11 protein-coding genes and 1 tRNA gene are annotated in these 14121 nt (G+C 42.0%); 2 read left to right on the top strand and 10 right to left on the bottom strand.

Annotated features, from left to right (window positions below; genetic code table 11):
• Nucleotides 1–531 precede the first annotated feature (531 nt).
• The 3 genes from tkt to acpP all read right to left on the bottom strand — a co-directional run bounded on the left by tkt (nt 532) and on the right by acpP (nt 4639).
• Entirely contained in the window at nt 532–2559 is a 2028-nt protein-coding gene (gene tkt / locus HWQ44_RS04165) for a transketolase (protein WP_292715241.1), read from the bottom strand.
• Between the two features lie 339 nt (nt 2560–2898).
• Complete coding sequence (gene fabF / locus HWQ44_RS04160) at nt 2899–4149, bottom strand: beta-ketoacyl-ACP synthase II (protein ID WP_292715238.1); 1251 nt, start codon at nt 4147–4149, stop codon at nt 2899–2901.
• Nucleotides 4150–4384: 235 nt separating this feature from the next.
• Nucleotides 4385–4639 carry an acyl carrier protein gene (gene acpP / locus HWQ44_RS04155; protein ID WP_094349173.1) on the bottom strand — a complete coding sequence of 85 codons (255 nt, stop codon included), beginning with the start codon at nt 4637–4639 and terminating at the stop codon, nt 4385–4387.
• 419 nt (nt 4640–5058) lie between these two features.
• Between acpP and HWQ44_RS04150 the strand changes: the two genes are divergently transcribed.
• Nucleotides 5059–5964, top strand: coding sequence for a CoB--CoM heterodisulfide reductase iron-sulfur subunit B family protein (locus HWQ44_RS04150; RefSeq protein ID WP_292715233.1), 906 nt, complete (start codon nt 5059–5061; stop codon nt 5962–5964).
• Nucleotides 5965–6112: 148 nt separating this feature from the next.
• Here HWQ44_RS04150 and HWQ44_RS04145 read toward each other — a convergent pair.
• From HWQ44_RS04145 to HWQ44_RS04130, 4 genes are all read right to left on the bottom strand, one after another.
• Nucleotides 6113–6184 (bottom strand) — tRNA-Gly (locus HWQ44_RS04145).
• Between the two features lie 171 nt (nt 6185–6355).
• Nucleotides 6356–6961 carry a GerMN domain-containing protein gene (locus tag HWQ44_RS04140; protein ID WP_292715231.1) on the bottom strand — a complete coding sequence of 202 codons (606 nt, stop codon included), beginning with the start codon at nt 6959–6961 and terminating at the stop codon, nt 6356–6358.
• 338 nt (nt 6962–7299) lie between these two features.
• Nucleotides 7300–8151 carry an indole-3-glycerol phosphate synthase TrpC gene (gene trpC / locus HWQ44_RS04135; protein WP_292715228.1) on the bottom strand — a complete coding sequence of 284 codons (852 nt, stop codon included), beginning with the start codon at nt 8149–8151 and terminating at the stop codon, nt 7300–7302.
• Nucleotides 8152–8393: 242 nt separating this feature from the next.
• Nucleotides 8394–8672 (bottom strand): HetP family heterocyst commitment protein, encoded by a 279-nt coding sequence (locus HWQ44_RS04130; RefSeq protein WP_292715226.1) that lies wholly within the window; start codon nt 8670–8672, stop codon nt 8394–8396.
• Nucleotides 8673–10161: 1489 nt separating this feature from the next.
• Here HWQ44_RS04130 and HWQ44_RS04125 point away from each other — a divergent pair.
• Nucleotides 10162–11031: a response regulator gene (locus tag HWQ44_RS04125; RefSeq protein WP_292715223.1), complete on the top strand. Its 870-nt coding sequence runs from the start codon at nt 10162–10164 to the stop codon at nt 11029–11031.
• Between the two features lie 14 nt (nt 11032–11045).
• On the opposite strand, the gene HWQ44_RS04120 is transcribed toward HWQ44_RS04125, so the two are convergent.
• The 3 genes from HWQ44_RS04120 to rsmA form a co-directional block, all read right to left on the bottom strand.
• Nucleotides 11046–11375 (bottom strand): DUF3082 domain-containing protein, encoded by a 330-nt coding sequence (locus HWQ44_RS04120; protein ID WP_292715220.1) that lies wholly within the window; start codon nt 11373–11375, stop codon nt 11046–11048.
• 167 nt (nt 11376–11542) lie between these two features.
• Complete coding sequence (gene ispE / locus HWQ44_RS04115; RefSeq protein WP_292715244.1) at nt 11543–12496, bottom strand: 4-(cytidine 5'-diphospho)-2-C-methyl-D-erythritol kinase; 954 nt, start codon at nt 12494–12496, stop codon at nt 11543–11545.
• A 76-nt stretch (nt 12497–12572) separates the two neighbouring features.
• Nucleotides 12573–13421 carry a 16S rRNA (adenine(1518)-N(6)/adenine(1519)-N(6))-dimethyltransferase RsmA gene (gene rsmA, locus HWQ44_RS04110; RefSeq protein WP_292715217.1) on the bottom strand — a complete coding sequence of 283 codons (849 nt, stop codon included), beginning with the start codon at nt 13419–13421 and terminating at the stop codon, nt 12573–12575.
• Between the last annotated feature and the right edge of the window lie 700 nt (nt 13422–14121).

Below are 14121 nucleotides of genomic sequence, written 5' to 3'. Positions count from 1 at the left end.
AGTCATAACTGCATCTACTGAAAGCATGAATATAGATTCAGTCCAGAGAAGGCCTGACTAATTTATTAGGTAATGCTAGGGATTACATATTGACAAAAGAAATGAAGTATGCAGTATAGGTTTTTCATTCCTAGCAAGTGATTTCTGATGAGAAATAGCGTAGTGTTTACCCTATCTACCTAAAGATAGTTGCCAAAATAATTAAACTAACTTGTCGGGGTTAATATTTAATTCTCTTAGTTAGCAGTCAAGGGTTGTGATCGTATTTCTGCTTGCTGCGATCGCTCCCATCCTGTTTATAGTAAATTACCCTGATTATCCTACCAGGGTAATTCTAGATTCTGATAGCGGCCTTGGCAAATTCCCAACTCTACACCCATTGCTTCAATAGGATAATGTCCGCGTTTAGTCACAGATATTAGCTGATATTTACCTCTGAGCAATTAATTTATAGCCTTACTCATCCTCTGCGTTAAAAAAAAGGCGGGCAAGATGCCCACCCCACACAATTTTGAGAATATTCTGTTGCTATTAACCCAACAATTGTTTAGCTTTAGCTAATACATTATCAACGCTAAAGCCAAACTTCTCTAGACAAACATTGCCTGGAGCCGAAGCACCAAAGCGATCAATACTAACGCAATCGCCTTCAGTACCCACGTATTTGTGCCAACCGAAACTGCTGCCAGCTTCTACAGACAAACGCTTGGTGACAGCTTTCGGCAAAACGGACTCTTTATAAGCCGCATCCTGTGCTTCAAACAGATCCCATGAAGGTAGCGAGACAACACGGACTTTCTTGCCTTCTTCTGTGAGTTTTTCGGCTGCACCAACGGCGAGGCTGAGTTCTGAACCAGTACCAATTAGGATGATATCAGGTGTACCTTGGCTATCTACCACGGTGTATCCACCCTTGGCTACGCCCTCAATCGATGTACCTGCCAAGTTGGGGACGTTTTGACGGGTGAACGCCAACAGAGAGGGAGCATTTTCCTTCGCTTTCTCGATCGCTACTTTATAAGCGCCAGAGGTTTCGTTACCATCTGCGGGACGAAACACCGTTAAATTAGGAATGGCTCGCAAGGAAGCAAGAGTTTCAATGGGTTGGTGCGTGGGGCCATCTTCACCTTGTCCAATGGAATCGTGGGTCATCACCCAAATCGCGCCAGCTTGGGAAAGGGCGGATAAGCGGATGGCAGCACGCATATAATCTGTAAAGATTAAAAAGGTAGCACCGTAGGGAATTAATCCTGAAGTGTGCAGCGCTATACCATTACAGATTGCGCCCATAGCATGTTCCCGCACACCAAAGTGGATATTGGGGTTTTCGTAGTGCCCTTTTTGGAAATCGCCCTTGCCCTTAATTTCGGTCAAGTTCGAGTGGGTTAAGTCAGCTGAACCACCAATCAATTCAGGTAAAACTGCCGCCAGTTTGTTGAGGCAATTTTCTGAGTGTTTACGGGTGGGCAATCCTTTGTCTTCGGGGGTGTAGGTGGGTAGTACCTTGTCCCAACCATCCGGTAGTTTGCTGCTTAAGTAACGTTCAAATTCAGCTGCTTCTTGGGCATATTTAGCTTTGTAGTCGGCAAAGGTTTTGTTCCAGTCGCTTTCGTAACCTGCACCGCGCTCAACAGCTTTGCGGGTGTGGTTGAGGGCGTCTTCTGGGACTACGAAAGGCTCGTATTCCCAACCCAAATTCTTCCGAGTCAAGGCAATTTCGTCTCCACCAAGGGCAGCACCGTGAACACCAGCAGTGTTTGCTTTGTTGGGGGAACCGTAACCAATAATCGTTGTGACTTTGATGAAAGAAGGCTTATCGGTGACAGCTTTGGCTGCTTCAATTGCTTTGGCGATCGCTTCTAAGTCAGTGTTGCCGTCCTCGACGTGTTGGACGTGCCAACCGTAAGATTCAAAGCGCTTGGAAACATCTTCGGTGAATGCCACATCTGTGGAACCGTCGATCGAAATGTGGTTGTCGTCGTACAGAGCGATGAGTTTGCCTAATCCCAAGTGTCCTGCAAAAGAACAAGCTTCACCGGAAATTCCTTCCATGTTGCAACCGTCACCTAATATTACGTAGGTGTAATGGTCAACAATCTTGGTATCGGGTTTGTTAAATTTAGCGGCAAGGTGCGCTTCGGCGATCGCTAAACCGACTCCATTGGCAATTCCTTGACCCAAGGGGCCAGTGGTGACTTCCACGCCTGGGGTCATGAAGTTTTCGGGGTGTCCAGGGGTTTTAGATTCCCATTGACGGAATTGCTTGATATCTTCAATGCTTACACTGTCGTAGCCTGTCAAGTAAAGCAGGGCGTACTGCAACATCGAGCCATGACCGGCAGATAAGACAAAGCGATCGCGATTAAACCATTTGGGATTCTTGGGATTAAACTTCAAAAAGCGATCCCAGAGGACAAAAGCCATCGGAGCCGCACCCATTGGTAATCCTGGGTGTCCCGATTTTGCTTTTTCTACGGCATCAATAGCCAAGAAGCGGATCGAGTTAATAGCCAGTTCTTCGACGGACAGTTCTTTGGCGGATTGGGTTGCAACAGTCATAATCTCTTGTTTTTAACGACGGGTTAGCACTCTTCGGAGCTTCTCTTGCTGGGGTTATTTTAGATTCCCCACATTATCCTCATCATCCCACTCCCGCTTGTCGATGGACAAGCGGGATCTCCTGAGTTTCTGGTGATAAATCAAGCTGATAATTGGGTCATGCTGAACGCTTACTTTATATCGGAATGATATTTCTGATACTTTGGGCATGGGGCATGGGGCATGGGGCATTGGGCATTGGGCAAACGAGTAGGTCGGATTAAACTACTGAATTCTGACTCCTGTCTCGTGCCTTCTCCCAAGGGGAGACGCTAAAAGCGATCTGCCTCCTAACTTCTTTTAAACGTATTTCTTAAAGGCCAGTGTGACATTATGACCGCCAAATCCAAAAGAATTGGATATTGCCACCTCGACTTTTTGAGCGCGGCTAGAGTGAGGTACATAATCTAAGTCACACTCTGGATCGGGATTTTCTAGATTGATTGTTGGTGGAATTTGGTCATTTGCGATCGCCAGTACTGTTGCCACTGCTTCAATACCTCCAGAACCGCCCAATAAATGACCTGTCATCGATTTGGTGGAGCTAATTGCCACCTTATAGGCGTGTTCTCCCAAGGCTTTTTTGATTGCTGAGGTTTCAGTTGAATCATTAGCCGGGGTGCTAGTGCCGTGGGCGTTAATATAGCTAATTTGTTCGGGAGTTATGCCAGCATCTTTAAGCGCTAGTTCGATCGCTCTAGCGGCTCCGAGTCCACCGGGTACGGGGGAGGTGATATGGTAAGCGTCACAGGTCATGCCATAGCCGATCATTTCGGCATAAATGTGAGCGCCGCGACTAATGGCGTGTTGCAGTTCTTCGAGAATTAAAATTCCTGAACCTTCACCCAAAACAAATCCGTTGCGATCGCGGTCAAAGGGACGGCAAGCATGAGCCGGGTCATCATTGTTAAACGAGAGTGCCTTGCAGGCGGCGAACCCAGCTATCGACAATGGTGTGACAGCTGACTCCGTTCCCCCGCAAATCATCGCTTGGGCATATCCCCCTTGAATTAAGCGAAAAGCATCTCCAATGGCGTTGGAACCAGCGGCGCAGGCAGTTACAGGACAAGAATTTGGCCCTTTAGCACCTGTGTGAATTGCCGTTAATCCTGCGGCCATATTGGCGATCATCATCGGAATCATGAATGGACTACAGCGATCGGGGCCACGGTTGAGGTAGATAGTTTGCTGGTCTTCTAATACCTTAATGCCACCAACGCCAGAACCGATCATGACACCTACCTGTTCTGCATTCAGGTCATTGATCACTAACTCCGCGTTAGATAGAGCCTGTTTTGCTGCTGCAACCCCAAATTGGGAAAATCGATCCATGCGCTTGGCTTCTTTGCGCTCCAAGTAATCATGCGGATCGAAGTTTTTCACCTCACCAGCAATCCGGCAATCATGGCGAGACGCATCAAATAATGTGATGTAGTCAATGCCATTGCGTCCACTCAATAATCCATTCCAATATTCTGTTGCTGTGTTACCTATAGGTGTAATCGCGCCAACACCAGTTACAACAACGCGTTTACGTGTATGATCTGTCATGATTCAGTTAAAAATGGCGAAAAAGCAGCAGGCAAAAAATTTGAGGCTAGCGACTAGGTACTGGTGAGCCAGCGCGGTCTTAAAGGTTTCCTTTACGAACGACTGGCATCGGATTTGCTGACTTCAAGTGACTGTCGTTAACGTCAGCATTAGCGACATTAGCACCGTCACGCGAAGGGTGGCTAGATATTAGAGAAAAATCTCCCCAATCCCAATCCCCAATTCCAATCCCCAGTTAAGCTGAGGCGGTAACTTTGTTATTGATGTAATCTACTGCATCTTGAACGGATGTAATCTGCTCGGCAGCTTCGTCAGGAATTTCGATATCAAATTCTTCTTCCAAAGCCATCACCAACTCAACGGTATCGAGAGAATCTGCTCCCAGGTCTTCCATAAACTTGGCTTGTGGTGTGACTTTATCTGGGGGATCAACACTAAGTTGTTCGATGACGATTTTCTTGACCTTTTCAAAAAGTTCCGCTTGGCTCATAAATAAAAGTCCTTAACCACTTGCTACTATCTGCTCTTTAGAGGAGACATTGTTTTGAGCATATACATCTTATCGTCAAGCGCGATCGCCCGCATACTTCCAAGGGTTTTTCTGCTAGAAAACCTCTGCCATTCCTAAAATAAATGGGGTAAATTTTCTGGAAACACTTGAGCAGTGGAGCGTGCTACGCCATCGCCGATACCGTGTAAATGCTTTGATTTTCCAATTATTGCTAAAATTTTTTACAATGTCTCGACCAGTATTTACAGCCTTGCTAGCAATTAAGAATATGTAGATGCTGCGACCCTTCAACCTAGAGGCTTAAAGGGTAGCTAAACATCAAACATCAGAATGGTGCTAACAAGGAATGATAAAACAGTTATTGTTTAGAGCGATCGCTCTAACCCAAACATACTTCTATGCTACCTCAGACACTCAAATACGCTTACTTCCCTGGTTGTGTTGCTCAAGGGGCCTGTCGGGAACTTTACCAGTCAACTCAAGCGCTTACCCAAGCACTCGGTATTGAACTAGTTGAACTTAAAAAAGCTGCTTGCTGTGGTTCAGGCACATTTAAAGAAGATTCGCAACTGCTAGAAGATACAGTCAATGCCAGAAATATTGCCCTAGCAGAAGAATTAAATCTGCCCTTACTTACCCATTGCAGTACTTGTCAAGGTGTTATCGGTCACGTCAACGAACACCTGAAAGAATGTAAGACTTCTAACCCTGTTTACATTGAACAGGTTAATGGCTTGCTACATAAAGAAGGCTGTTCGCCTTATCGGGGCAGTACTGACGTTAAACATCTTCTTTACGCTTTAGTAACAGATTACGGTTTAGAGGAAATTACCAAACGTGTCACCCGGAAGTTAACTGGATTAAAATGTGCGGCTTTTTATGGCTGTTATCTCCTCCGCGCCCAAAAATCTATGCCTTATGACGACCCCTTCCAACCGGAAGCGATGGAAAATATGTTTCGAGCAGTGGGTGCAACACCAATTTATTACCGAGGTCGGACACAATGTTGTGGTTGGCCGCTTTCTAGTTATGCCACTACCCAATCTTTTAAGATGGCGGGGATGCATATTCAGGACGCTTTAGCATCTGGCGCTGACTGTATAGTTACGCCTTGTCCTCTGTGTCACTTAAATTTAGATTCGCGTCAGCCAGAGGTAGAAAAGGTGATTGAACAGAAGCTAGGTTTACCAGTGTTGCATTTACCCCAGTTGATTGCTTTGGCACTTGGGGTTAGTCCAAAAGAACTGGGTTTAGAACGCCACATTGTTTCCACAAAGCCAGTGTTGGAAAAATTAGGTTTTTAGGAAAAAATCCTTTTAAGATTTGGTTGGGGTCTGAATCCCCCATTCAAATCTTCCCAATCTCCAATACCGAGTCCCCAATCGCCAGTTCAAAGGACACTAGTTTGTCAACACGGACATCTAAGTATTGGCAATCGACAACAATATACAAAGCGGGCGATGGGACTCGAACCCACGACGTTCACCATGGGAAGGTGACATTCTACCACTGAATTACACCCGCAAATTGCTACCATAAATTTGAGTATAAAATCAATTATACCACTATTCACACCTGTTTTCAATTGGCTAGAACGTACACTATTTTGGCAACTGCTGATGCATGAGTCTTGTGGCTGTTTAGATTGGGAAATATTTTTGGCTAGCCGATCGCGCCACTCAATACCATATTTAACTAAAGAACAATGTCCTTACCTCGCTCCGTGAAGCGAACCTCTTTAATATTCCATTGAGCATTACTCGTTAGGGTTTTGCGGAGACTGCCAAACAGAGCAAACTGTTCACAACTAGAAAGAGAAGCAATTTGCCGCTTTGACTCAGGAGATATTCGCAAATCAACTGTAGCAATGCCATTTTTGATGTTTACGCGATACCCAGATAAGCTAAAGTCGCTTGTATCTCGTTTTTCTAAGATTTTACTCACTACATTTGTTACTGGTTCTTCGGCTGGGACTGAAACCTTTTCTGGAATTAGCTCTTGACATTGAGCATCACTTGTGAAAAGGGTAACATTAGTAGTTTTGCTAGTGACAGCTTTAGGAGCTGATGAAGGAGGCGTATTTTCTTTAGGAGATTCTTGATTAGGAGATTTTTCTCTCAACTGAGCTACGCTAGGAATTTGGCTGGGAGTCTGAAACAATGAGCTATTGGTAGGTGTTGTGGTAGAAGATGGCGTTCCGCTGTCAATCTTACTAGCGGTGGGGTTAGAACTACAACTGCTGAGGCTGACAACCATTGTTACAAAAATCAAGGGTAAAAAATATCTCTTGATTGTGTTCATAAATTTTGCTTATAAATGATGTTGTTGCTATCAATTTCAGTGTCGCTGGTATCAATTCCGCATAAAATTGCGAACATTGAGCCAGTTTATAAACTGTCAACCCGAAATCTGTTAAAGTCAAAAGTAATACTATACACCGAAATTACAACATCTGCTATTGAAGGAGCGATGTCTCACGACAAGCCCTGATGAGCGAGGACTCACTAACGACGGAAACTGCCAAGACTACGATCCTCTCATCACTTTGCGTCTACACCAATCCCAAAAGCTTGACCATAAGAAGCACAGGTGCGACAAACGAAGATATATTAACCTTTGGTTTAATCAATCTGGTCTATTTATCTTAAAATGGCTCTAGGTATGAGCAGATTACGCACAGTCTGCTGTACATCTTCTTGTTTAACTAGAGACTCGCCGAGTATAACGGCATGTGCCCCAGCTTCAGCTACAAGGGATAAATCAGTGGGTGTATATAAGCCAGACTCACTAACGACAATAATGCCCAAGCTTTGTAGTTGCGATCGCCTAGCCGCCAGTAGTTGCCCAGTTGTGCCAAGATTGACGCTAAAATCTTCTAGACGCTGGTTGTTAATTCCTATTAAGCGCACATCATCAAGCTTTAGCACTCGGTCTAGTTCTGCCAAATTATGGACTTCTACCAAAGCATTCATTCCCAAATAGTGAATAACTCGCAAAAAGTTTTGCAGTTCCTTGTCTGAAAGAATGGCTGCAATCAGTAGCACCGCATCTGCGCCTGCTGCTCGTGCTAAATAAATTTGGCAGGGGTCTAAAATGAATTCCTTGCACAGTAGGGGTAATGCTACACGATACCGGATGGTGCGTAAACTCTCAAAGCTGCCATGAAAGAATTTATGATCGGTAAAGACAGATATACAAGTTGCACCACCACGCTCATAAGCTTTGGCGATCGCTACTGGGTCAAAGTCTGCTTTAATAATTCCGTGAATTAGGGATGCTTTCTTCACCTCTGCAATGATGCAAGGTCGGTAATGACTCTGTTGCAAAGCGGAGATAAAATCTCGCACGGTTGGCGCAGCAGTTAATTGGCGTTGCAAAGAAGCTAAAGACATCTCTTGCTGGATTTGTGCTACTTCATGTTTTTTCTGCCATATAATCTCTTTGAGAGTGGGTTGCAAATAAGTACTAGGGGTAGTAACTGGGTAAGTCATATGCTAAGGATGGGGTGACCAAAAAAGTATGAATTATGAAATTTCAGGCTACCTTACAGATATTCCTCTCAATGGATTTTTGTGAAAACGCCTTTAACAAATAGGAAGCTGTGAATAACCGCACATTTAAAGCTTTCAGTCTTCATCCTTTCCTTAAGGATTTTTGTGATAAATTGCCTTAAAATAGCCTCAATTGCTGACATTCCTTTGTAGTAATTATGCTGTCTTAATTATTTCTATTTTCAGAGATGAAGCCAGGTTGATTTGAGGTTTAATGCTTCTACAGCCTCATTATCAGTTTTATTTTGTTTTGAGTTTTCAACTAAACAGTTATTTTTGAGCAGTCGAATATAGGTGCGGTAGGGTATGTAGTCTATAGGATTGTAGCCAGCAAAGCGTAGGATTAAAACACATGCCCAGGAATATTTGCCGGCAATAATTGCTTTCAGGATTTGTTCAATTTGTTCATTATTAATTTTCCTACCTATTTCTGTTTGATAACCAGTGATGTTTTGAGTCATAGCATCCACTCTTTTGTGTAAATTAAAACTGGTTTGTATTTGACAGGGTTTGTCTCATTTCCCTGATCTGAGTTTATTAAAATTTATCCAATCCCACAAATAATCTATCTTTTTTACCTACACTCGTACTAGCTTCTTAACTAACTTATCCTGATAGAGTTAAAATTGATTATCTATTAGAAGTGTTTTATATTAGATTCCAATAAATCGGGTTATGAATTTTTTTCAATAGCGTTGTCCATATCTAAAATAATAGGATCACAAGCTAGTACTTGGCTAAACTTAGATAAAGTGAATAAACATTGCAAATTCATATTAAAAGTAGGGGCGGGTCTAACTAGCATGATAAATATCTTGTTAAACCCGCTCTAACAAATAAACCGTATTGCAGAAGCAGCTTCTTCGTTAAGCTTACTCAATCTTTGGCAAAGTAGTATATGAACAATTTTTTGATAGATGTGTCTATTTTTTCGCTTTTGAAATCTTATTTATTTTCATTAGTGTAAAACCAACTTGGATTTTGGGAAGGAAATATGGATATTAGCAAGTTTTATATAGTAATGAGATGTGTTTTATTGGACTTCTACTGTGCTGTCCTCTAATTAGACCTTTCAGCAAGTGCAAGTACCCATAAATTCCTATTAAACAGTATTCATTAATACATAAATACTTAGTAATTTCTATTTCTTTTGGGAGAATCAGAAATCATCTGCACATAAATACTAAAAAAAATGTATTCCTTGTGACAGATGACAAGGTGTGTGATCATGTTGTTAGATGCCTAAGAGAGCAAATTTAAGATCAATTAAATTAATGAGCAATAATTTACTTATTAAAGCTATAACTCTTGGGACAAAATCATCTAAATTAAAATTTACAAAATAATTTTATTATGGGTGATAAATTTTGACTTATGGATCTTCTGTTGATTGCTTAACACTTTTAGATTGATAACAAATAATTTGTAATTAATAGCAAACACTATTGATAGACAGTATCTGTCATTTTTGGTCTTCAACTTTTCTATCGAAGCGTGATAAATCATGTTTGCGGATTATCTATGCTTAAATGTTTACAAATAATTTCTTTATATTATCAATATAAAAATCTGACCTTTTATTGCTAATATCATATTTAAAATCATAAATAGTTTCTGATACTTTCTAATTCCAATTATTTAGAAGTAGTCAATAGGTTCATCAGATTTTTAGAAAGTTGTGATTAGCAACTCATTAACGGCTATAGTGCCAACTGATTTAACCGAGTGATCAGGGATATCTCTATCTGGCGATTATACCTTAGTTCAATCTAACTCTAAATCGATGCTACAACCAGAAGTTGAATTGAAATTTACTAGTTTCCTGATAGCAGTGTTCTGAGTTGTTAATAAATAGCCATTTTCAACTCAATACTTATAGTTTTTTTTACAGAGCACTCGGCATAAGATTTGATCATCATTCCCTGCCACAAAAATTCTAGTGATGGAAAAATGATACACGAATCGTCGAAAAAAATTCTTGTAATTGAAGATGATGCTGGTACCCGCAATGTCTTCTTAGAGGTTCTTAAGGTTGAAGGTTTTGATCCAATCGGTGCTGAAGATGGACTGGCTGGTATCCAGCAAGCACAAGAGCATTTACCCGACTTGGTGATTTGTGATATTCAAATGCCAGATATCGATGGTTACAGTGTTTTGACTAGGCTCCGCCAAGACCCTGACACCGCAATTATTCCTTTCATTTTTCTGACTGGTAGTAATACTCAAACAGATGTTCGCAAAGGTATGGAGTTGGGAGCAGATGATTATCTTACTAAACCCTCTTCTATGGAAGATTTGCTTAGAGCAATCGCTGTCCGATTAGAGAAGCAAGCTTGCTTGAGGTACTGGTATACTACTAACTCTCATCGAGTTGCCCAACTACTACCTGCATCGTTCAACTCTGAGTCCATTTTTCCATCTGTTCCCCAACTACAAGCAGTTTTCGACTTTATTGAAGCTAATTATCGCCAAGGAATTACTTTATCTGATGTGGCTCTTGCAGTTGGTTATTCGCCTGCTTACTTGACTAACCGAGTAGCAAAACAAACAGGAGAAACTGTGAACGGTTGGATTGTCAAGCGCCGGATGGCAGCAGCACGTCCTTTACTCAGAAATACTAATCAGACAATCGACCAGATTGCTATTGCCCTAGGTTATCAAAATACCTGTCATTTCTCTCGGCAATTTCGTCAACACCACGGGCTTTCTCCAAAAACTTGGAGAAAACAGCAACAACTCTTTCAGCCTTCTAGAAGCGCGAAGCTACAATTCATCAAAAATCATGGTGCATTAGAAAAACTTGTGCCTTTAGGTTGCTGATTAAAAGCAAATTACTAGTTTTCACTACTTTTCTGCTTAGTCAATTGCTGCACTAATAATTGCACTCCCAAAGCCAACAAACCAATTGCCACTATACCAAAAATACCGCTACCTAAAGCAACTATACCAACAACCAAAGTGCGGACAGCAGAAGAAATTTTCACCACCAATGGATTGATTGAATGGATTGGTTTACTAGCAAAATTTGTCGCGATCGCAATCATCAGTGAATACGCGGCATATCCCATTCCTCCAGAAATCACTGCCCCAGTAAAACAGCGTAACGGACTCGCTGTCACCTGTTCTTTAGCATCTGTTTGTGGCGTTAGATTTTGGTCATTCATAATATTTAGATTTTAGATGTTAGATTTGGAATTGGAGCATTAGGAATAATCATTGTTATTTAAATTGCATCTTTGCGTATTTGCATTTTTTTGGTGATTTGAACTATGCAACTTAAAAGCTCATCCATCAGCTTATTCCTCATACTCCATTAACAATAAAGATTTATTTAAACTGAAGATGCCACCTGAATACCATGTGTAATTGTCTGAGTCACAAACAATTCCAAGTCTTCATCAAGAATTGCTTCCCTGACTTGCAGTTTCACTTGCTCTGCCTGCTTCTGAGACTCAACAAGAGCAAAAACTGTTGGCCCAGAACCAGACATCATTGCTCCCAAAACACCTTCTTGATTTGCAAACACTTCTCGCAACTGCAAGACTTGGGGATAGGCTGGCAATACCACGCGCTCTAAATCATTGTGCAGTTTTTGGGCAATTTCTCTTGTATTTTTATCCAGGATCGCTTTTACTATTTTTCCTGAATGAACAGCATTAGCACGTGCTGCCAAGTTGTCGCTATCTCTAATATAAGAATGACCAAACTGCTGTCGATAGGTTTTGTATGCCCAAGGTGTGGAAACTTCCAGACTGCGGTATTTCGCCAATACTATATATATTTTATCTAAACTCGGCAGGGGAGAAAGTTGCTCACCCCTACCTGTTGCGATCGCAGTTCCACCCGCTACACAAAATGGTACATCTGAACCGAGTCTGCCTCCCAACTCCTCTAATTCTGACTGAGTTAATCCCAATTTCCACAGTAAATCTATTCCCACCAAAACAGCTGCTGCATTCGTCGAACCTCCAGCCAACCCAGCAGCGACAGGAATCTGTTTGTTGATGTTAATATCCACACCTCCATATTTAGCAAAGGCTTCGGGAAATTGCTTCACCATTAATTCTGCTGCGCGGTATGCCAGATTACTTTTATTTGTCGGGACTTGTGGGTGGTTGCAATGAACACGGATATTGTCAGTGTTAATGGAACGCACATCAATTTGGTCTGCAAGTCCAATACTTTGAAGTATCATGGCTAACTCATGATAGCCATCGGAGCGATCGCCAATGATTTCCAGATACAAGTTGATTTTGGCAGGGGCAATTAGGCTGTAGGAAAGCATTTTCAGGGAATTGGGAATTGGGGAATGGGGAATGGGGAATGGGGAATGGGGAATGGGGAAAAATCTGCCTTGTCCCCTACTCCCTAATCTCCACTCCCAATTCATTTGCTAGAATTACCCATTGCTGAACGCTGAGGTCTTCGGCTCTGGCTTGGGGATTTATTTTTAATTGTTCCAGTAAGTGGCTCAAGCGATCGCGTTCCATAACTGATTGCAAATTATTTCGTAACATTTTGCGCTTGGCACCAAACCCCAACTTTAAAAAATTCTCTAACTGTCGGGGATTAAGTGCGGATATTTCTATTTTTCGGGGGCGTAATCGCACCACTGCTGAATCGACTTTTGGCGGTGGTTGGAATGCAGCCGCTGGGACTGTGCAGATTAACTCACATTCAGCCAAATACTGTACCCGCACACTCAATGCCCCAAAGGTCTTTGATCCTGGTTTAGCATATAACCTTTCTGCTACTTCTTTTTGTACCAGCAACACTATAGAGTCAAATGGTTCGGGGTTAGGGTTAGCAATCGTACCCAGTAGTTTCTCAATGATTGGCCCTGTAATGTTGTAGGGAATATTGGCTACTACCTTATTTGGCTTGTGGAAATTGGGAAAGGCTGACAGATAAGATGGTAAATCTAGAGTGAGAAAATCGCCTTGCAGCAGTAAAAAATTTTCAGTCTTACCAAGCTGCTTTGACAACAGTTGGCATAAGTCGCGGTCTATTTCAACTGCAATCAGAGATTGTACTAAGGGTAATAAACGACGAGTTAGAATCCCGGTTCCGGGGCCAATTTCCAGTATGCGATCGCCTTTGGCGTTGGCAGAGCGATCACTTTCCATACACTCTGCTGCTTTTATAATTGCGTTGAGCGCCTTTTCACTTTTGAGCCAATGTTGAGCAAAGACCTTGCGCGGTCGGATCATCTGTATTTATTGCCTAGTCTAGTTTTTAGCTTTTTCTCAAAAATTCATTATAAATTTTGAAGCCCCTCTACAGCGCTAGACTCACTGTAACGCCTATCTTCCATTCCGAACGCCCCAGAAATGCAGGGGTGGGGATCACTCTTAGTAGAATAGGAGTCTTAAACCACAAGCTCCATAACAATTCTGCTCTTATATAGTTAGTTCAGGCATGAGGATTCAAGATAAATCCCTCTAGCAATACTATCATCCTGCCTTTTTAGATAATCACTCAACTTACATCAGATCCTATTTAAAGACAGGCAACCTACATTATTCACACGGTCAGGTTTAGCCACTTTGTTCTCGCCTCCCTCTGGTTGCTGAAGAAATTCACCTGAAAGTAATGTCAGTCAAGCGATTTGACCTTTTATGAAAAAAAATAAATTTCCCCCTTGACAAACTAGGGGATGACTAGTTACTCTAGTTAAGTCGGGAAGCGAAAGACGCAAACGACCGCTGAACCTAAAAAACATAATACTTTGAAAGCTTAAGAAAAAACCAATCCTCGTCATAAGATTTTAGTTTTGGGATTTCCCAAAAAGATAATCGAAATTGTAACTAGGATTCTGGAAAATATTTTTTTCAGAGCCACAAACTCGAAACACAACAAAACGGAGAGTTTGATCCTGGCTCAGGATGAACGCTGGCGGTATGCTTAACA

It is taken from the genome of Nostoc sp. JL34, assembly GCF_017114945.1.
Taxonomy (GTDB): domain Bacteria; phylum Cyanobacteriota; class Cyanobacteriia; order Cyanobacteriales; family Nostocaceae; genus Nostoc.
The sequence above is the reverse complement of the archived record's forward strand: the minus strand, read 5'-3'. Positions and strand labels throughout refer to the sequence as shown.

Excerpts from the sequence above, each read along its gene's own strand:
- rsmA (WP_292715217.1), bottom strand. The coding sequence starts at position 13,421 with ATGATCCGACCGCGCAAGGTCTTTGCTCAACATTGGCTCAAAAGTGAA.
- ispE (WP_292715244.1), bottom strand. The coding sequence starts at position 12,496 with ATGCTTTCCTACAGCCTAATTGCCCCTGCCAAAATCAACTTGTATCTG.
- fabF (WP_292715238.1), bottom strand. The coding sequence starts at position 4,149 with ATGACAGATCATACACGTAAACGCGTTGTTGTAACTGGTGTTGGCGCG.
- trpC (WP_292715228.1), bottom strand. The coding sequence starts at position 8,151 with ATGACTTACCCAGTTACTACCCCTAGTACTTATTTGCAACCCACTCTC.
- tkt (WP_292715241.1), bottom strand. The coding sequence starts at position 2,559 with ATGACTGTTGCAACCCAATCCGCCAAAGAACTGTCCGTCGAAGAACTG.
- acpP (WP_094349173.1), bottom strand. The coding sequence starts at position 4,639 with ATGAGCCAAGCGGAACTTTTTGAAAAGGTCAAGAAAATCGTCATCGAA.
- HWQ44_RS04120 (WP_292715220.1), bottom strand. The coding sequence starts at position 11,375 with ATGAATGACCAAAATCTAACGCCACAAACAGATGCTAAAGAACAGGTG.
- HWQ44_RS04125 (WP_292715223.1), top strand. The coding sequence starts at position 10,162 with ATGATACACGAATCGTCGAAAAAAATTCTTGTAATTGAAGATGATGCT.
- HWQ44_RS04150 (WP_292715233.1), top strand. The coding sequence starts at position 5,059 with ATGCTACCTCAGACACTCAAATACGCTTACTTCCCTGGTTGTGTTGCT.
- HWQ44_RS04130 (WP_292715226.1), bottom strand. The coding sequence starts at position 8,672 with ATGACTCAAAACATCACTGGTTATCAAACAGAAATAGGTAGGAAAATT.
- HWQ44_RS04140 (WP_292715231.1), bottom strand. The coding sequence starts at position 6,961 with ATGAACACAATCAAGAGATATTTTTTACCCTTGATTTTTGTAACAATG.